We start from the raw sequence: 17,218 nt of genomic DNA on the forward strand, positions 1-17,218 counted from the left end.
GCGGATCAGACGGAGGAGAGCTGCGGGTCGCCCTGCGCCGGGATGTCCGCCTGCGCGGCGGGCCGCTCCCGCAGGCTCAGCGCCACACGGAGCGCGGCGATCCACACCAGGCAGGAACCCAGCATGTGGGCGGCGACCAGGACCTCGGGCACGTGGGTGAAGTACTGCACGTAGCCGACGGCGCCCTGGGCGAGCAGGACGAGCAGCAGGTCCCGGGCACGCGCCCGGGTGTCGACGGGCGCGTCGACCACGCGCAGCACCAGCCACATGGCCACGGCGAGCGCGCACACCAGCCAGGCGGAGATCGCGTGGACATGGGCGGTGGCCGCCCAGTCGAACGGCATCCGCTTGATCTCGCTGCTGTCTCCGGCGTGCGGACCGGAACCCGTGACCACCGTGCCCGCCGCGATCAGCGCCAGGGTCGTGGCCAGCAGGGCCCACGCGAGCTTGCGCACCGGACCGGGCACGCGCGGCCGGGGAGCGGCGTCGCCCTCGCCGGTGCGCTGCCAGGTGATCGTCGTTACGGTGATCAGCGAGGTGGCGAGCAGGAAGTGCCCGGCGACGCTGTACGGGTTGAGGCCCGTCAGGACCGTGATGCCGCCGAGGACGGCGTTGCCCATCACGATGAAGAACTGGAGCCAGCCGAGCCTGGTCAGGGAACGTCGCCAGGGCGTGGCCGAGCGGGCCGTGACGATGCCCCAGCCGACGGCCGCGCAGAGCACGTACGTCAGCATGCGGTTGCCGAACTCCACGGCCCCGTGGAAGCCCTGCTCCTGGGTCACGATCAGGCTGTCGTCGGTGCATTTGGGCCAGGTGTCGCAGCCGAGACCGGATCCGGTCAGGCGCACCGCACCGCCGGTGACGACGATGGCCACGCTCATGAGGAGCGCGGCGAGCGCGGCCCGCCGGACGGTCCGGGGTGACGGGGTCCAGCGGCTGGCGAGGTAAGCGAGAGGGGTCAACACGGCCTTTATCGTACGCGCGGCCTTGTGCAAACTTTCACGAGGGGGTGTCCGAAGGGCCGCCCAAGGATGTGTCGGGTCCGACGAGCAGCCGGAACCGAGCCCCCGCGGGGTCGCCTTCCGCGTGCCACCAAAGGAGCAGGCGCCAATGGGCGCCGTCTCCCGGGTAGTCCGCCGACCCCCTGAATCCGTGCGCCAATTCGAGGCCTACGTCCTCGGCCGTCCTATTTCTTATGTCTGTCCTGCTGTGCCACGGATGTTCCTGTACGGCCCACAACCCGTCAGGACCTCGCACCTCGAAGCGCCACACCGCGCGCCAGGGGGTGACCTCCAGCATCGTGCGCACCTGCTCGGCGTCGAGGTGCAGCCCGGACGCGATCTCGGACTCGGCCACCCCGTCGATCCGGGCCGCCACCACCGCCCGGGGCAGCAGCCGTTCGGCCAGCAGGCCCCGTGCGCGCAGGTTCACCAGGGAGTCGAACGAGAGGAAGCGCAGGCGCAGTTCCAGCTGGCGGCCGATGTGGTCGAGGGCCTCCTCCGCTTCCTGGGTCTCCTGAGCCTCCTGCGAACCGGGGTCCGCGAGCAACAGCTGTCGGAAAGCGCCCTCCGCGTCCACCGCCCACGCCACCGCATCCTCCGTGGAGCCCAGCTCCGCGAGACGGTCCCCGAGGAACACCTCGGCCTGCGCCAGGCCCCGCCGGTTTACGGGATCGCGCTGGTCCAGGGCGGCCCACACATCGACCGCGGCCCGGGTCAGGTCCCGGGCGCGCTCTCCCGCCGCCCGCTCCATGGCGCTCGGCCCGGTCTCGGCCTTCGGGCCCAACGGGTACCGGGGCAGCCTCTCCCCGTCGCTCAGTGGCCAGGCCAGCCAGACCCCGTGGTTGATCAAGCCCCGGGCGTACCAGCGGGCGTACTCGGGGTCGTGTCCTGCGGCTTGCTGCGCGTACCGCAGCCCCTCCTCGACGGCCGCCAGCGCCCCGGCGCGGTCGCCGCCGGCGAAGCGCCGGGCCGCCAGGTCACCCAGGCGCAGGCCGAGCCGCGCCGCACACTCCGGATCGGTCCCGGCCGGTTCGCGCAGTGCGCCGATCAGCTCCTGCAGCAGCCCCTCGGCCTCGGCGGGCGCCGCTCGAACGGCCCCCGACCGGATCCGGTCCCACTGTTCGTCCAGCCGTAGTACGGCTTCCCGCTGCGCCATGCCCGCCCCCCGGCGTCCTGGTGTGCGCCGCCCCTGCGGGGCCGCGCACATCCTCCTGCCGGGACAACGATCGGCCCGGCGGAATCACTCCCAGCGGAAGAGCTTCGCGGCGGCGCCGAGCCCGAGGACGGCCCAGAGGGCGAGCACGGCCGCGTCCCCCCACGGAAGCGCGGCCCCGTGCTGGAGCACCTCGCGCAGCCCGTCGGACAGCGCCGAGATGGGCAGCAGGCCCAGGACGGACTGCACCGCACCGGGGAACTTCTCCATCGGCACGATCACCCCGCCGCCGACCAGCAGCAGCAGGAAGACCAGGTTGGCGGCGGCCAACGTCGCCTCGGCCCTGAGGGTGCCCGCCATCAGCAGTCCGAGCCCGGAGAAGGCGGCGGTGGCGAGCAGGACCAGTGCGGCCACGGAGAGCGGGTTCCCGTGCGGGGACCAGCCCAGCGCGAGGGCGATCACCGTGAGCAGAGCGATCTGGAGCACCTCGGTGACCAGCACGGACAGGGTCTTGGCCGCCATCAATGCCCAGCGCGGCAGGGGAGAGGCGCCGAGCCGCTTGAGGACCCCGTAGCGGCGGTCGAAGCCGGTGGCGATCGCCTGGCCGGTGAAGGCGGTGGACATCACGGCCAGCGCCAGGATGCCGGGAGCCAGGAAGTCCACGGACTTCTCGGTGCCCCCCTCCGCGAGGGGCACCGTGATGATGTCCACGGCCGAGAACAGCACCAGCAGCAGCGCCGGGATGATCACCGTCAGCAGCAGCTGCTCGCCGTTGCGCAGCAGCATCCGGGTTTCGAGCGCCGTCTGGGCGAGGATCATGCGGGACACGGGCGCGGCCCCCGGGTTGGGGGCGAACGTACCGGCGCTCATGCGCGCAGCTCCTTACCGGTGAGTTCGAGGAATACGTCTTCGAGGGTGTGCCGCTCCACCGAGAGGCTGCTCGGCATCACCCCGTGCTGGGCGCACCAGGAGGCGACGGTGGCCAGCATCTGCGGGTCCACGGTGCCGGTGACCCGGTAGACCCCCGCGCTGAGCTCGGCCGCCTCCGTGCCGTCGGGTAGCGCCTTCAGCAGCGCGGCCAGGTCGAGGGCGGGCCGGCCGGTGAAGCGCAGGGTGTTCTCGGCGCCGCCGCGGCACAGCTGCTCGGGGCTGCCGTGCGCGATGACCCGGCCGGCATTGACGATGGCCACCTCGTCCGCGAGCTGCTCGGCCTCGTCCATGTGGTGGGTGGTGAGGACGACGGTGACCCCGTCGGCGCGCAGTTCCCGGACCAGGTCCCAGGTCGCCCGGCGGGCCTGCGGGTCCAGGCCCGCGGTCGGCTCGTCCAGGAAGACCAGCTCGGGGCGGCCCACCACGGCCATGGCGAGGGAGAGGCGCTGCTGCTGGCCGCCGGAGAGCCGCCGGTAGGGGGTACGGCCGCAGCCGCCCAGCCCCAGGCGCTCCACCAGGACGTCCACGTCGAGCGGGTCGGCGTACAGCTGGGCCATGTGGCGCAGCATCTCGACGGCGCGGGCGCCGGAGTACACGCCACCGGACTGGAGCATGACGCCGATCCGCGGGCGCAGCGCCTCGGCCTGGGAGACGGGGTCGACGCCGAGGACGCGAACGGTTCCGGAGTCGGGGCGGCGGTAGCCCTCGCAGGTTTCCACCGTGGTGGTCTTGCCCGCGCCGTTGGGGCCGAGGACCGCGGTGACCGAGGCTCTCCGGATGGTGAGATCCAGGCCGTCCACGGCCGTCTTGGGGCCGTACCGCTTCACCAGTCCGCGGATCTCCACGGCGGGGTCGTTGCTCATGCGGGTGAGTCTACGGAGCGGGGAAGGGGGTCCGGGGCGCCAGGGTCGAAGGGGTGCTGACCCCTGTGAGCCCCGTGTCCACGACCGTGTGCACGACCTTGAGGATTGCTGGTGGGGGCCGTGCGGCGGCCCGAGGGAGGGCCCGGCGAGATGGCGGATCACTGCCCTCCGCTTAACCCTGTGTGGACAGATTAGGTAACCCTTAGTGATGGAGGCCACCAGGAGTGGCGTCCGTCACGGCTTGTCGGAGCTCGACTAATTACGCAACAATGGCGTTGTGAAATACGGCGAACGGATGATCGAGGCCCCACAGGGGGAACTCGCTACCGGGGAGCGGTCAACCCGCAACCGGGTCGCGCGCTCGATCCTGGACCACGGTCCGTCCACCGTCGCCGACCTCGCCGCACGCCTCGGCCTCACCCAGGCCGCCGTACGCCGCCACCTCGACACGCTCGTCGCCGACGACGTGGTCGAACCGCGTGAGCAGCGCGTCTACGGCGCGCGCACCCGGGGCCGGCCCGCCAAGGTCTTCGCGCTGACCGACTGCGGTCGCGACGCGTTCGACCAGTCCTACGACTCGCTCGCTGCGGACGCACTGCGCTGGATCGCGCAGGCCGCCGGCGGCGGTGAGCAGGGGGACGCGGCCATCGCCGCCTTCGCCAGGGCGCGGATGGACGCACAGGCCGAGGCCTACCGCAAGAGCCTCGAAGCCGCCGCTCCCGCTCAGCGCACCGAGGCCCTGGCCAAGGCGTTGACCGCAGACGGGTACGCTGCTACGGCGAAGAGCGCTCCTGGTCCGCGCAGCGGTGAACAGCTCTGCCAGCACCACTGCCCGGTCGCCCACGTCGCCGAGCAGTTCCCGCAGCTCTGCGAGGCGGAGACCGAGGTCTTCTCCCGCCTGCTCGGGACGCATGTGCAGCGCCTCGCCACGATCGCCCACGGCGACGAGGTGTGCACGACGTTCATCCCGCGAGGCGCGGGCACCACACAGACCGACACATCAGTATCTGCAAGCACGGCCGGGAGGAACCCCGCATGACCACGGAGACTGCTCACCCTGAGCTCGAGGGTCTGGGCAACTACGAGTACGGCTGGGCCGACTCCGACGCGGCCGGCGCGGCTGCCAAGCGAGGTCTGTCCGAAGACGTCGTCCGCGACATCTCGGAGAAGAAGAACGAGCCCGAGTGGATGCTGAAGCTCCGTCTCAAGGGCCTCAAGCTGTTCGACAAGAAGCCCATGCCGACCTGGGGCTCCGACCTCTCCGGCATCGACTTCGACAACATCAAGTACTTCGTGCGTTCCACCGAGAAGCAGGCCGCTTCGTGGGAGGACCTGCCCGAGGACATCAAGAACACGTACGACAAGCTCGGCATCCCGGAGGCGGAGAAGCAGCGCCTCGTCGCCGGTGTCGCCGCCCAGTACGAGTCCGAGGTCGTCTACCACCAGATCCGCGAGGACCTGGAGGAGCAGGGCGTCATCTTCCTCGACACGGACACCGCGCTCAAGGAGCACCCGGAGCTCTTCCAGGAGTACTTCGGCACGGTCATCCCGGTCGGCGACAACAAGTTCGCGTCGCTGAACACCGCCGTGTGGTCGGGCGGCTCGTTCATCTACGTGCCCAAGGGCGTCAAGGTCGACATCCCGCTCCAGGCCTACTTCCGCATCAACACGGAGAACATGGGCCAGTTCGAGCGGACGCTGATCATCGTCGACGAGGACGCGTACGTCCACTACGTCGAGGGCTGCACCGCCCCGATCTACTCCTCGGACTCGCTGCACAGCGCCGTGGTCGAGATCATCGTGAAGAAGGGCGGCCGCTGCCGCTACACGACCATCCAGAACTGGTCGAACAACGTCTACAACCTGGTCACCAAGCGCGCCGTGGCGTACGAGGGCGCGACCATGGAGTGGATCGACGGCAACATCGGTTCCAAGGTCACCATGAAGTACCCGGCCGTCTACCTGATGGGCGAGCACGCCAAGGGCGAGACCCTGTCCATCGCCTTCGCGGGCGAGGGCCAGCACCAGGACGCCGGCTCCAAGATGGTCCACATGGCGCCGAACACCTCCTCCAACATCGTCTCCAAGTCGGTGGCGCGGGGCGGCGGCCGTACCTCGTACCGCGGCCTGGTCGAGATCGGCGAGGGCGCCCACGGCTCCAAGTCGAACGTGCTCTGCGACGCGCTCCTGGTCGACACGATCTCCCGCTCGGACACGTACCCGTACGTGGACGTGCGCGAGGACGACGTCTCCATGGGCCACGAGGCCACCGTCTCCAAGGTCTCCGACGACCAGCTCTTCTACCTGATGAGCCGCGGTCTGACGGAGTTCGAGGCCATGGCCATGATCGTGCGCGGCTTCGTCGAGCCCATCGCGCGCGAGCTGCCCATGGAGTACGCCCTGGAGCTGAACCGGCTGATCGAGCTGCAGATGGAGGGCTCGGTCGGTTAGTCCCGACCGCCCACCCCAGCTCCACGGTCCGCGGCCCGGCCGGCCGAGGACCGCAACGACGTAGCCAGTGTTCTTCAAAGAGAGTGAGCAAGACGACAGCCATGGCTGAGGCTCAGAACATTCCGGCGGGTTCGACCACCGCCGGCGCGATCGCGGTGGCCGCCGAGTCCACCGTCGCCACCCGGATGAGTGCGCCCCCGTCCTTCGACGTGGCGGACTTCCCCGTGCCCCACGGCCGCGAGGAGGAGTGGCGGTTCACCCCGCTGGCCCGCCTGCGTGGCCTGCACGACGGCACCGCGGTCGCCAACGGCACCATGAAGGCCCAGATCGACGCGCCCGAGGGCGTCACGGTCGAGTCCGTCGAGCGCGACGACGCGCGCATCGGCAAGGCCGGCACCCCGGTGGACCGGGTCGCCGCCCAGGCGTTCTCGTCCTTCGCCAAGGCCACGGTCGTCACGGTGCCCAAGGAGGCCGTTCTGACCGAGCCGGTGCGCCTCTCGCTGCACGGCGAGGGCGGCACGACCTTCGGGCACACCGTCTTCGACGTACAGGCCTTCGCCGAGGCCGTCATCGTCATCGACCACACCGGCGACGGCGTGCGCGCCGCCAACGTCGACTTCCTGGTCGGCGACGGCGCCAAGCTGACCGTCGTGTCCGTGCAGGACTGGGACGACACCGCCGTCCACTGCTCCCAGCACAACACGCTGATCGGCCGCGACGCGACCTTCAAGTCGATCGTGGTCACCTTCGGCGGCGACGTCGTACGCCTGCACCCGCGGGTCAGCTACGCGGGCCCCGGCGGCGAGGCCGAGCTCCTCGGCCTGTACTTCACGGACGCCGACCAGCACCAGGAGCACCGCCTGCTGGTCACGCACGACGCCCCGCACTGCAAGTCCCACGTCGTCTACAAGGGTGCGCTGCAGGGCGACGGCGCCCACGCCGTCTGGATCGGTGACGTGCTCATCGAGAAGAGCGCCGAGGGCACCGACACCTACGAGATGAACCGCAACCTCGTCCTCACGGACGGTGCGCGGGTCGACTCGGTGCCGAACCTGGAGATCGAGACCGGCGAGATCGTCGGTGCCGGCCACGCCTCCGCGACCGGCCGCTTCGACGACGAGCAGCTCTTCTACCTCCAGGCCCGCGGAATCCCGGCCGACGAGGCCCGCCGCCTGGTCGTGCGCGGCTTCTTCGCCGAGCTCGTCCAGCAGATCGGTGTCCCGGACATCGAGGAGCGACTGCTGACCAAGATCGAGACCGAGCTTGAGGCGTCCGTCTGATGACCTACGTCAAGGCCTGTGCGCTGAGTGAGCTGGAGGAGAACACCCCGAAGCGGGTGGAGCTCGACGGCACGCCGGTGTCCCTCGTCCGTGCCGAGGGCGAGGTGTTCGCGATCAACGACATCTGCTCCCACGCGAACGTCTCGCTCTCGGAGGGCGAGGTCGAGGACTGCATGATCGAGTGCTGGCTGCACGGGTCGTCCTTCGACCTGCGCACCGGCAAGCCGTCCGGTCTGCCCGCGACGCGCCCCGTACCCGTATACCCCGTAAAGATCGAAGGGGACGACGTGCTCGTCTCCCTCACCCAGGAGTCCTGAGGTATCCATGGCAACGCTTGAAATCCACGACCTGCACGTCTCCGTCGAGGCCGAGAACGGCGCCCGCGAGATCCTCAAGGGCGTCGACCTCACCGTCAAGCAGGGTGAGACGCACGCCATCATGGGTCCGAACGGCTCCGGCAAGTCCACGCTGGCGTACTCGCTGGCCGGTCACCCGAAGTACACCGTCACCGGTGGCACCGTGACCCTCGATGGCGAAGACGTCCTGGAGATGTCCGTCGACGAGCGCGCCCGCGCCGGCGTCTTCCTCGCCATGCAGTACCCGGTCGAGGTCCCCGGCGTCTCGGTCTCCAACTTCCTGCGCACCTCGGCCACCGCCGTCCGCGGCGAGGCCCCCAAGCTGCGCACCTGGGTGAAGGAGGTCAAGTCCGCCATGGAGCAGCTCCAGATGGACCCGGCCTTCGCCGAGCGCAACGTCAACGAGGGCTTCTCCGGCGGTGAGAAGAAGCGCCACGAGATCCTCCAGCTGGAGCTCCTCAAGCCGAAGATCGCGATCCTCGACGAGACCGACTCCGGCCTCGACGTCGACGCCCTGCGCATCGTCTCCGAGGGCGTCAACCGCGTCCGCGAGACCGGTGAGGTCGGCACCCTGCTGATCACCCACTACACGCGCATCCTGCGCTACATCAAGCCCGACTTCGTGCACGTGTTCGCGAACGGTCGCATCGCCGAGTCCGGTGGCGCCGAGCTCGCGGACCAGCTGGAGGCCGAGGGCTACGACAAGTACGTGAAGGGTGGCGCGACCGCGTGACACAGCTGCCTGGCCTCCTCGACACCGAGGCGATCCGCAAGGACTTCCCCCTGCTGGATCGTGTGGTCCACGACGGGAAGAAGATCGTTTATCTGGACAATGCGGCGACCTCGCAGAAGCCGCGCCAGGTGCTCGAGGCGCTGAACACCTACTACGAACGGCACAACGCCAACGTCCACCGCGGCGTGCACGTGCTCGCCGAGGAGGCCACGGCACTGTACGAGGGCGCTCGCGACAAGGTCGCCGCCTTCATCAACGCGCCGAGCCGCGACGAGGTCATCTTCACGAAGAACGCCTCGGAGTCGCTCAACCTGGTCGCGAACATGCTCGGCTGGGCGGACGAGCCCTACCGGGTCGACCGCGAGACCGAGATCGCCATCACGGAGATGGAGCACCACTCCAACATCGTGCCGTGGCAGCTGCTCTCGCAGCGCACCGGCGCGAAGCTGAAGTGGTTCGGCCTGACCGAGGACGGCCGGCTCGACCTGTCCAACATCGAAGAGGTCATCACGGAGAAGACGAAGATCGTCTCCTTCACGCTGGTCTCCAACATCATGGGCACGATCAACCCGGTCGAGGCGATCGTCCGCCGTGCGCAGGAGGTCGGCGCGCTGGTGCTGATCGATGCCTCGCAGGCCGCTCCGCACATGCCGCTGGACGTGCAGGCGCTCGGCGCCGACTTCGTGGCCTTCACCGGCCACAAGATGTGCGGCCCGACCGGCATCGGCGTGCTCTGGGGTCGCCAGGAGCTCCTGGAGGACCTGCCTCCGTTCCTCGGTGGCGGCGAGATGATCGAGACCGTGTCGATGCACGCCTCGACGTACGCCCCGGCGCCGCACAAGTTCGAGGCGGGTACGCCCCCGATCGCCCAGGCCGTCGGCCTCGGTGCGGCCGTGGACTACCTCACCGCGATCGGCATGGACAAGATCGCCGCGCACGAGCACGCGATCACCGAGTACGCGGTCAAGCGCCTCCTGGAGGTCCCCGACCTGCGGATCATCGGCCCCACCACGGCCGAGGACCGCGGAGCCGCGATCTCCTTCACGCTCGGTGACATCCACCCGCACGACGTCGGCCAGGTCCTGGACGAGCAGGGCATCGCGGTCCGCGTGGGACACCACTGCGCGCGCCCGGTCTGCCTGCGCTACGGAATTCCTGCGACCACGCGAGCGTCTTTCTACCTGTACTCCTCTCCGGCCGACGTCGACGCGCTGATCGACGGGCTGGAGCACGTACGGAACTTCTTCGGATGATGACGAGAGCTACGAACGCGCTGGGGCCGCAGTGAAGCTGGATTCGATGTACCAGGAACTGATCCTGGACCACTACAAGCACCCGCACGGGCGTGGCCTGCGCGACGGCGACGCCGAGGTGCACCACGTCAACCCGACGTGCGGCGACGAGATCACGCTGCGCGTGAAGTACGACGGCGAGACGCTGACCGATGTCTCGTACGAGGGCCAGGGCTGCTCCATCAGCCAGGCCAGCGCGTCCGTACTGAACGAGCTGCTCGTCGGCAAGGAGCTGGCCGAGGCGCAGAAGATCCAGGGCGTGTTCCTGGAGATGATGCAGTCGAAGGGCAAGATCGAGCCCGACGAGGCCATGGAGGAGGTGCTGGAGGACGCGGTCGCGTTCGTCGGCGTCTCCAAGTACCCGGCTCGTGTGAAGTGTGCTCTGCTGAGCTGGATGGCCTGGAAGGACGCGACCGCCCAGGCGCTGGGCGACGGCGCGGAGAGGAAGACGGTATGACCGAGAACGCGACGCCCGAGGCGTCGATCAAGCCGGCCACCGAGGAGGAGGTCCGCGAGGCCCTCTACGACGTGGTGGACCCCGAGCTGGGGATCGACGTCGTCAACCTGGGCCTGATCTACGGCATCCACATCGACGACGCGAACATCGCCACCCTCGACATGACGCTGACCTCGGCGGCCTGCCCGCTGACGGACGTCATCGAGGACCAGGCGAAGTCGGCGACGGACGGCATCGTCAACGAGCTCCGCATCAACTGGGTCTGGATGCCCCCGTGGGGCCCGGACAAGATCACGGACGACGGCCGTGAGCAGCTGCGCGCGCTCGGCTTCAACGTCTGACCCGCTTGATCTGCTGCATTTCGAGGAGGGCCCCGGCACTGCCGGGGCCCTCTCTCGTTCCACGGGCCCTGCGTGTTCGTCCGGCGGACGGTTGAAGTGCACCGGGAGTTGGCCCCGGTGGCCGAACCTTCTCGACGGCCGTCGTGACGTGAGGCCGTACACGCGCGGACCGCACCGGTCCGGGGGGCCGTGGATCACGGTGCGTGGGTCCGTGGCCCGCGGTTCCTGGAGCCGTGGGTCCGTGGGTCCGTGTTCGGCCCGACACCTGGGGGACACCGATGAAGCAGCAGCAGCTGGGCATTGCAGGGATCGCGGCGCTGGTCGTCGCCGGGACGGTCACGGTCGTGCCCGCACGGGCGGTGACGTACGGCACGCCGACCATCGCCCTGTCCGCGTCGTACCTGTCCGGGGCCGTCGGCGCGGTCGGGGATCCCGTGGTGAAGGTGACCGTGGGCCAGAGCGGAGCCGACGCGTCCGCGCTGACCGTCAGCGCCTCCGCGTCGAGCCGGGCCTCGGTCGCCGGCACAGGCGACGTGACCGTCACCGGGGCTGGGGCGGTGCGGCAGCTGGCCGTCACCGCGCGGGGCCGCGGCTACACCAACCTCACCGTCAAGGTGACCGGTCTGGGCGGCAAGACCGCCACCAAGACCCTGTACTACGCCGCTTCGTCCGCCGTGCAGAACCCGGCCGACGCACGGTACTTCACCGGGGCCTCGGATTCCTCGGCCGCCGTGGACGTGGGCGGCGGCTACACCGTGGTAGCCGACGACGAGAACAACGTGCTGCGGCTGTACGACCGTTCCGCTTCGGGGGCGCCGGTCAGGACCTGGGACTTCGGCGCGCAGCTCGGCGTCACCAAGGAGGTGGACATCGAGGGCGCGACCCGGATCGGCAACACCATCTACTGGACCGGCTCGCTCGGCAACAACAAGGACGGCATCTACAAGGCGCCCCGGAACACGGTGTTCACCACCACGGTCAGCGGCTCCGGTGCGGGCACGCAGCTCGCGTACGGGCGCGCCTACAAGCGGCTCCGCGATGACCTGGTGGCCTGGGACGAGGCGAACGGCGACCGCTACGGCTTCGCCGCCGGGACGGCGGACGGCGAGGCTCCGAAGCAGGTCGACGGGTTCAACGTGGAGGGACTGGAGTTCGCGCCGGGCTCGACCACGACCGCGTACGTGGGCTTCCGTGCCCCGCTGGCCCCGGCCGTGCTCGGCGGCAGGGCACTGATCGTGCCGGTGACGAACTTCGATCGGGTGCTGTCGAGCGGGGCCGCGGCGACCTTCGGGGCGGGCATCGAGCTCGACCTCGGTGGGCTGTCGGTCCGCGACATCCGCAAGAACGCGGCGGACCAGTACCTGATCCTGGCCGGCTCCTGGGCCGCGGACGACAACGCGGACCCGTACGCGCTCTACCAGTGGGACGGGATCGCGGGCCATGCCCCGGTCAAGCGGGCCGACCTGCCGACGACGGACCCGGGCGGCTGGGAGGCCATCGTGGACGTGCCGGACCTGTCGGTGGCGGGCGCGCGGGTGCAGCTGGTGACGGACAGCGGGTCCGCGGATCTGTACGGGGACGGGGTCGAGGCCAAGGACCTGACGCACCCGGAGTGGAAGAAGGCGCGTGCGGCCTGGTTCACCCTGAACTGATTCCCCGCCAGTCGTTGTGTACGACCGTACACAACGATGCGTACACTCGTACGCATGCCTTACGTACTGCTTGCCGCGGCCATCGCCGCCGAGGTGGCCGGCACCACCGCCATGAAGTTCAGCGACGGCTTCACGAAGCTGTGGCCGTCGCTGGGCACGCTGGTGGGCTACGCCATCGCCTTCACGTTGCTCGCCCAGACACTGAAGTCGATGTCGGTGGGCACCGCGTACGCGATATGGGCCGGGGTCGGCACGGCCACCATCGCCGCGCTGGGCATGGTGTTCATGGGGGAGGCGGCCACTGCCGCGAAGATCGCCGGAATCGCGCTGATCATCGGCGGGGTGGTGCTGTTGAACCTGGGCGGTGCGCACTGATGGCGACCACCGGTGGCCGCAGGTACGACCCGGAGCGGCGGCAGCGGATCATCGACGCGGCGATCCGGGTGGTGGGTGCCAAGGGCATCGCGGGGCTGAGCCACCGCAGCGTGGCGGCGGAAGCGGATGTTCCGCTCGGCTCGACCACGTACCACTTCAAGACGTTGGACGACCTGCTGGTCGCCGCGCTGCGCCAGGCGAACGAGGGCTCCCTGACGGTGCCGGCCGCCACCCCGGGGGAGGACCTGGCGGCCGGGCTCGCCCGCGCGCTGGGGGAGTTCCTGTCGGCGGACCGGGGGAGGGCGCAGCTGGAGTACGAGCTCTACCTGGAGGCCCTGCGGCGGCCGGCGCTGAGGCCGGTGGCCGCCGAGTGGACGAGGCAGGTCTGCGCCGCTCTGGGTGACCGGGTGGACCAGGCGACGGCGCGGGCGCTGGTCGCGGTGATGGACGGGATCAGTCTGCAGGTGCTGCTGACGGGATCGGAGTACGACGAGCCGTACGCCCGCGAGGTGCTGGCGCGCATCCTGTCGCGCCGGTAGCAGTCCGCCCGATCCTTCCGGTCGCGGCACTAGGCGGCGCCGCGGACCGCTTCCAGTGCGGCCAGCACACTGGCTTCGACGTCCCGGATCGGGTAGATCACCTCGCGCACGGTGCGCTCGCGGTCCACCACCAGCGTCAAACGCTTGAGCCGGCTCACCCCGGCGGCCCGAAACGTCGGTAGGCGCAGCGCCGCCGTCAGCGCCAGATCGGCATCCGAGAGCAGCGGGAACCGCAGCCCCTCCGACTCTGCGAACTCCCGCTGTTCGTCGGGCCGCTGGGTCGAAACCCCGTGCACCGTCGCCCCTGCCGCGGTGAACTCTGCCAACTGGTCCCGGAACGTGCACGATTCGAAGGTGCAGCCCTTCGCCCCCGGGATCCCGGCCCACCCCGGCGGGTAGGACTCGGCCCGGGCGTACGCGCCGGGGAAGCAGTACAGGACCGTGAACGGCGTGTCCGCCACCGGATCCCGCTCGTCCCCGAAACGATCCGGCAGTACCAGCTCCGGCAGCCGCGTGCCGCGCAGTGCATGTACCCGCTCCGCCTCCCGTGAGGCCTCCTGCGTCGTCGCCGTCATCTCTCCCTCTCCCAGGACCCACGTGTCTCCCCAGTCCTGGAGGGCCACCAGGACGGGCAGCAGCCCCCGCCCGCGCGGGGTCAGCCGGTATGCGTGCCGCACTGGGCGCTCCTGGTACGGCTCGCGCGTCAGCACCTCGGCCTCGACCAGCAGCTTCAGCCGCTCGGCCAACACCTTGCGGGACATCCCCAGCTCGCGCTGGAACTCGTCGAAGCGGTGCAGGCCGCGCGCGGCGTCGCGCACGATCAGCAGCGTCCACCAGTCGCCCACCACGTCGAGGGCCTGGGCGATGGCGCAGTCCGCGTCGCCGAGGTGTGTGCGCTGGGCCATGGGCACTCCTTTGTCCGTTGACCCAAGGCTGTCATGCTGGCATAGTCCGTTCCCAAAAGGAACTTACCGAGGGCGGGGGAGTGGCGAGCGTGGCGCAGGGCCTCAAGGACGTGCCCAGAACGGTGTGGTTGCTGGCAGCGGGGGTGTTCGTCAACGCCGTCGTCAGCTTCACCTTCGTCTTCGTCTTCCTGTACCTGACCGGCCCCCGCGGTCTCGGCCCTGCCCAGGCGGGAGTGGCCACCGGCCTCGGCGGCATCGGCCTGGTCGCCGGGAACTTCACCGGCGGCTGGTACGGGGACCGCTTCGGCCACCGCCGGGTACTGCTCGCCGCCTCCACCCTCGGCGGTCTTACCCTGATGACCTTCCCCCTCCTGTCCACCCCGCTGCTGTACGCCGCCCTGCCGCTGGCCCAGTACGCCTCCGGCGTGATCCGGGCGGCCAACTCCGCGCTGGTCGCCGTCACCGTCCCGGAAGGGGCCCGCCGCCAGGCCTTCGCCGTCGTACGATGCGTCTCCAACGGCGGGTTCACCCTCGGGCCGCCCCTCGGAGCCCTGGTCGCGACCGGACTCTCGTATGACTGGCTCTTCGTCGGCGACGGCCTCGGAACCCTGTTCTTCGCCCTGTGGACCGCGCGCGCCGTCCCGGCCCGCGGCGCCGCCCGCACACCCTCCGCGGCCCCGGTCGGGGGACGGGGCCGCGGAGTCCTACAGGAGCTGCGCGCCCGGCCCGCCGTACTCGTCCTGCTCGGCGCGATCCTGGTGACGGACCTCGTTTACCGCCAGCAGTACGGCACCTTCCCCGTCTTCCTCGCCGACCACGGGCTCGACACCCGGTCCTTCGGCTTCCTGATCGCCCTCAACGGCGCGGTCATCCTGCTGCTGGAGATCCCGGCCGCCGTCGCACTGAGCGCCCGGCCGCCGCTGCCGGTCATCGGCTCCGGCCTGGTGCTGGTCGGGGCCGGGTACGCCGCGCTGCTGCTCGGGGTGGGGGTCGCGAGCGCCGCCCTGATGATGGTCCTGTTGAGCCTCGGCGAGATCCTCTACAAGACCACCGCCACCGCGTACGTCGCCGACCAGGCGCCCGATCACGCCATCGGGCGGTTCCAGAGCCTGTACGCGGGGGTCTCGGTCAGTGGCGTCGTCCTCGGCCCGCCGCTGGGCGGGGCACTGTACGCGGCTGCTCCCGGGCTGCTGTGGCCGCTGTGCGCGGCACTGGCGGCGGGCGCGGGCGGAGCGGTGCTGTTCGCCCACCAGCGCTCGGCGCACCGTCGGGCCGAACCGCAGGGGCGACGCGAAGGAGGGGGGCCCGAAGGGGGACCGGCACATGAGACCGGTTCGCAACCTCGGGCCGTCGCCGGTTAGGTTTCGGGCATGACTGCTACGCGTACCACCGGCGCCGTCGCCGCCGGACTTGCCACCATCGCCGCCGACGGCACCGTCCTCGACACCTGGTTCCCCGCCCCCGAGCTGGTCGCCGAGCCCGGCCCGGCCGGGACCGAGCGCCTCACCGCCGACCAGGTCGTGGAGCTGCTGGGCACCGCCGCGGCCAGGGCGATCCGCCTGGACGCGGTCCGCGGCGTCGAGGTCGTAGCCGTCCGCACCGTGATCACCTCCCTGGAGGACAAGCCGCTGGATGCGCACGACGCGTACCTGCGCCTGCACCTGCTCAGCCACCGCCTGGTCAAGCCGCACGGCCAGAGCCTCGACGGGGTCTTCGGACTGCTGGCCAACGTCGCCTGGACCTCGCTGGGCCCGGTCGCCGTGGATCAGGTGGAGACCGTCCGGCTGAACGCCCGCGCCGAGGGCCTGCACCTGCAGGTCACCTCGATCGACAAGTTCCCGCGGATGACGGACTACGTCGCCCCCAAGGGCGTGCGCATCGCCGACGCGGACCGGGTCCGCCTCGGTGCGCACCTCGCCGAGGGCACCACCGTCATGCACGAGGGCTTCGTCAACTTCAACGCCGGCACCCTCGGCACCTCCATGATCGAGGGCCGCATCTCGGCGGGCGTCGTCATCGGCGACGGATCCGACATCGGCGGCGGCGCCTCCACCATGGGCACCCTCTCGGGCGGCGGCAAGCAGATCATCTCGATCGGCGAGCGCTGCCTGATCGGTGCGGAGGCGGGCGTCGGCATCGCGCTGGGCGACGAGTGCATCGTCGAGGCCGGCCTGTACGTGACCGCGGGCACCCGCGTCACCCTCCCGGACGGCCAGATCGTCAAGGCCCTGGAGCTCTCCGGCGCCAGCAACATCCTCTTCCGCCGCAACTCGATCACCGGCACGGTCGAGGCCCGCCCGAACAACGCGGTCTGGGGCGGCCTGAACGAGGTCCTCCACAGCCACAACTGAGCTCTGGGCCACAACTGAGCTCTGGGCCACGACCGACCTTCGGGTCCTGGCTGCCACGACGCCCTCCCCACCCCCGACGAGGGGTGGGGAGGGCGTCGTGCACGGCCGCACGGCCGCTGGCCCCCGGTGGCCCTCCCTCCCCGAGCGGGGGAGGGCGCGCCGGGCGGGTCAGTGGGGGGAGAGGGACCGGATCAGACCCGCGAAGGCCTCCTCTTCTGCCTCGGTCAGTTCGACCGACTCCATCGGGTGCCCGGCCGCGCCGCGCTGCGCCGGGATGGCCGCGGCGCCCTCGAACGCGCTCGGCTCCGGGCGCCGCAAGCGGGTGTCCCGCACCATGTGGCCGAGGCCGAACACCCAGACGAGGGCGGCCACCAGCAGGACGGCAAGGCCGATTTCCTGGGCGGGTGAGATGGAGGGGAACACGCGGGGTCCTCCAGGGATGCGGGGGGACTGGATCGAGCGTGGGGACACTCAACACCACAACCCGGGTCGAACGGGTCATGATGTGTCGAGCGTCACGTCAGGGGTGAAAGTCCCCG

Annotated in this window: 19 protein-coding genes; 13 read left to right on the forward strand and 6 right to left on the reverse strand. The window is 70.5% G+C overall.

The annotated features are described in order from the left end of the window. Nucleotides 1–5: 5 nt before the first annotated feature. The 4 genes from ABZZ20_RS27195 to ABZZ20_RS27210 all read right to left on the reverse strand — a co-directional run bounded on the left by ABZZ20_RS27195 (nt 6) and on the right by ABZZ20_RS27210 (nt 3,947). A complete protein-coding gene (locus ABZZ20_RS27195) occupies nt 6–995 on the reverse strand; it encodes a COX15/CtaA family protein (protein WP_356873955.1) in 990 nt (329 codons plus the stop codon). 4 nt (nt 996–999) lie between these two features. Continuing rightward, a complete protein-coding gene (locus tag ABZZ20_RS27200; RefSeq protein WP_356873957.1) occupies nt 1,000–2,157 on the reverse strand; it encodes a hypothetical protein in 1,158 nt (385 codons plus the stop codon). Between the two features lie 84 nt (nt 2,158–2,241). Further along, nucleotides 2,242–3,024 carry an ABC transporter permease gene (locus ABZZ20_RS27205; protein WP_356873959.1) on the reverse strand — a complete coding sequence of 261 codons (783 nt, stop codon included), beginning with the start codon at nt 3,022–3,024 and terminating at the stop codon, nt 2,242–2,244. Next, complete coding sequence (locus tag ABZZ20_RS27210; protein WP_356873961.1) at nt 3,021–3,947, reverse strand: ABC transporter ATP-binding protein; 927 nt, start codon at nt 3,945–3,947, stop codon at nt 3,021–3,023. The genes ABZZ20_RS27205 and ABZZ20_RS27210 overlap by 4 nt, the downstream gene beginning before the upstream one ends. Nucleotides 3,948–4,242: 295 nt before the next feature. Here ABZZ20_RS27210 and ABZZ20_RS27215 point away from each other — a divergent pair, with 295 nt between their 5' ends. The 11 genes from ABZZ20_RS27215 to ABZZ20_RS27265 all read left to right on the forward strand — a co-directional run bounded on the left by ABZZ20_RS27215 (nt 4,243) and on the right by ABZZ20_RS27265 (nt 13,423). Then, on the forward strand, nt 4,243–4,986 hold the full coding sequence (locus ABZZ20_RS27215) for an ArsR family transcriptional regulator (protein WP_356874095.1): 744 nt from the start codon (nt 4,243–4,245) through the stop codon (nt 4,984–4,986). Continuing rightward, on the forward strand, nt 4,983–6,398 hold the full coding sequence (sufB, locus tag ABZZ20_RS27220; RefSeq protein ID WP_356873963.1) for a Fe-S cluster assembly protein SufB: 1,416 nt from the start codon (nt 4,983–4,985) through the stop codon (nt 6,396–6,398). Before ABZZ20_RS27215 ends, sufB begins: the two co-directional genes overlap by 4 nt. Before the next feature lie 101 nt (nt 6,399–6,499). After that, nucleotides 6,500–7,678 (forward strand): Fe-S cluster assembly protein SufD, encoded by a 1,179-nt coding sequence (sufD, locus tag ABZZ20_RS27225; protein ID WP_356873965.1) that lies wholly within the window; start codon nt 6,500–6,502, stop codon nt 7,676–7,678. Continuing rightward, on the forward strand, nt 7,678–7,995 hold the full coding sequence (locus ABZZ20_RS27230; RefSeq protein WP_356873967.1) for a bifunctional 3-phenylpropionate/cinnamic acid dioxygenase ferredoxin subunit: 318 nt from the start codon (nt 7,678–7,680) through the stop codon (nt 7,993–7,995). The genes sufD and ABZZ20_RS27230 overlap by 1 nt, the downstream gene beginning before the upstream one ends. Before the next feature lie 7 nt (nt 7,996–8,002). After that, nucleotides 8,003–8,767, forward strand: coding sequence for a Fe-S cluster assembly ATPase SufC (sufC, locus tag ABZZ20_RS27235; RefSeq protein ID WP_356873968.1), 765 nt, complete (start codon nt 8,003–8,005; stop codon nt 8,765–8,767). Further along, on the forward strand, nt 8,764–10,020 hold the full coding sequence (locus ABZZ20_RS27240) for a cysteine desulfurase (protein ID WP_356873970.1): 1,257 nt from the start codon (nt 8,764–8,766) through the stop codon (nt 10,018–10,020). The genes sufC and ABZZ20_RS27240 overlap by 4 nt, the downstream gene beginning before the upstream one ends. Nucleotides 10,021–10,051: 31 nt before the next feature. Beyond that, entirely contained in the window at nt 10,052–10,516 is a 465-nt protein-coding gene (gene sufU, locus ABZZ20_RS27245; RefSeq protein ID WP_356873972.1) for a Fe-S cluster assembly sulfur transfer protein SufU, read from the forward strand. Beyond that, nucleotides 10,513–10,857 (forward strand): metal-sulfur cluster assembly factor, encoded by a 345-nt coding sequence (locus ABZZ20_RS27250; protein ID WP_030388904.1) that lies wholly within the window; start codon nt 10,513–10,515, stop codon nt 10,855–10,857. The genes sufU and ABZZ20_RS27250 overlap by 4 nt, the downstream gene beginning before the upstream one ends. A gap of 278 nt (nt 10,858–11,135) precedes the next feature. Further along, the gene (locus ABZZ20_RS27255) at nt 11,136–12,509 is read left to right on the forward strand and encodes a DUF3616 domain-containing protein (RefSeq protein WP_356873974.1); all 1,374 of its coding nucleotides are present in this window, start codon (nt 11,136–11,138) and stop codon (nt 12,507–12,509) included. A 54-nt stretch (nt 12,510–12,563) separates the two neighbouring features. Next, complete coding sequence (locus ABZZ20_RS27260; protein ID WP_356873976.1) at nt 12,564–12,884, forward strand: multidrug efflux SMR transporter; 321 nt, start codon at nt 12,564–12,566, stop codon at nt 12,882–12,884. Next, nucleotides 12,884–13,423, forward strand: a complete 540-nt coding sequence (locus ABZZ20_RS27265; RefSeq protein ID WP_356873978.1) for a TetR family transcriptional regulator — start codon at nt 12,884–12,886, stop codon at nt 13,421–13,423. The genes ABZZ20_RS27260 and ABZZ20_RS27265 overlap by 1 nt, the downstream gene beginning before the upstream one ends. A gap of 29 nt (nt 13,424–13,452) precedes the next feature. On the opposite strand, the gene ABZZ20_RS27270 is transcribed toward ABZZ20_RS27265, so the two are convergent. Beyond that, nucleotides 13,453–14,328, reverse strand: coding sequence for a winged helix-turn-helix transcriptional regulator (locus ABZZ20_RS27270; RefSeq protein WP_356873980.1), 876 nt, complete (start codon nt 14,326–14,328; stop codon nt 13,453–13,455). Between the two features lie 89 nt (nt 14,329–14,417). Between ABZZ20_RS27270 and ABZZ20_RS27275 the strand changes: the two genes are divergently transcribed. Next, complete coding sequence (locus ABZZ20_RS27275; RefSeq protein ID WP_356873982.1) at nt 14,418–15,689, forward strand: MFS transporter; 1,272 nt, start codon at nt 14,418–14,420, stop codon at nt 15,687–15,689. A 9-nt stretch (nt 15,690–15,698) separates the two neighbouring features. After that, nucleotides 15,699–16,679: a 2,3,4,5-tetrahydropyridine-2,6-dicarboxylate N-succinyltransferase gene (dapD, locus tag ABZZ20_RS27280; RefSeq protein ID WP_356873984.1), complete on the forward strand. Its 981-nt coding sequence runs from the start codon at nt 15,699–15,701 to the stop codon at nt 16,677–16,679. Nucleotides 16,680–16,847: 168 nt separating this feature from the next. Here the strand turns inward: dapD and ABZZ20_RS27285 are convergent, their stop codons facing one another. After that, a complete protein-coding gene (locus tag ABZZ20_RS27285) occupies nt 16,848–17,102 on the reverse strand; it encodes a hypothetical protein (RefSeq protein WP_356873986.1) in 255 nt (84 codons plus the stop codon). Nucleotides 17,103–17,218: the final 116 nt, after the last annotated feature.

Origin of the sequence: Streptomyces sp. NPDC006430 (assembly GCF_040612395.1) — a bacterium.
In the GTDB taxonomy this organism is placed as follows: Bacteria; Actinomycetota; Actinomycetes; order Streptomycetales; family Streptomycetaceae; genus Streptomyces.

Excerpts from the sequence above, each read along its gene's own strand:
- ABZZ20_RS27255 (WP_356873974.1), top strand. The coding sequence starts at position 11,136 with ATGAAGCAGCAGCAGCTGGGCATTGCAGGGATCGCGGCGCTGGTCGTC.
- ABZZ20_RS27265 (WP_356873978.1), top strand. The coding sequence starts at position 12,884 with ATGGCGACCACCGGTGGCCGCAGGTACGACCCGGAGCGGCGGCAGCGG.
- ABZZ20_RS27250 (WP_030388904.1), top strand. The coding sequence starts at position 10,513 with ATGACCGAGAACGCGACGCCCGAGGCGTCGATCAAGCCGGCCACCGAG.
- ABZZ20_RS27200 (WP_356873957.1), bottom strand. The coding sequence starts at position 2,157 with ATGGCGCAGCGGGAAGCCGTACTACGGCTGGACGAACAGTGGGACCGG.
- sufB (WP_356873963.1), top strand. The coding sequence starts at position 4,983 with ATGACCACGGAGACTGCTCACCCTGAGCTCGAGGGTCTGGGCAACTAC.
- sufC (WP_356873968.1), top strand. The coding sequence starts at position 8,003 with ATGGCAACGCTTGAAATCCACGACCTGCACGTCTCCGTCGAGGCCGAG.
- ABZZ20_RS27210 (WP_356873961.1), bottom strand. The coding sequence starts at position 3,947 with ATGAGCAACGACCCCGCCGTGGAGATCCGCGGACTGGTGAAGCGGTAC.
- dapD (WP_356873984.1), top strand. The coding sequence starts at position 15,699 with ATGACTGCTACGCGTACCACCGGCGCCGTCGCCGCCGGACTTGCCACC.
- sufD (WP_356873965.1), top strand. The coding sequence starts at position 6,500 with ATGGCTGAGGCTCAGAACATTCCGGCGGGTTCGACCACCGCCGGCGCG.
- ABZZ20_RS27215 (WP_356874095.1), top strand. The coding sequence starts at position 4,243 with ATGATCGAGGCCCCACAGGGGGAACTCGCTACCGGGGAGCGGTCAACC.
- ABZZ20_RS27230 (WP_356873967.1), top strand. The coding sequence starts at position 7,678 with ATGACCTACGTCAAGGCCTGTGCGCTGAGTGAGCTGGAGGAGAACACC.
- ABZZ20_RS27270 (WP_356873980.1), bottom strand. The coding sequence starts at position 14,328 with ATGGCCCAGCGCACACACCTCGGCGACGCGGACTGCGCCATCGCCCAG.
- ABZZ20_RS27260 (WP_356873976.1), top strand. The coding sequence starts at position 12,564 with ATGCCTTACGTACTGCTTGCCGCGGCCATCGCCGCCGAGGTGGCCGGC.
- ABZZ20_RS27205 (WP_356873959.1), bottom strand. The coding sequence starts at position 3,024 with ATGAGCGCCGGTACGTTCGCCCCCAACCCGGGGGCCGCGCCCGTGTCC.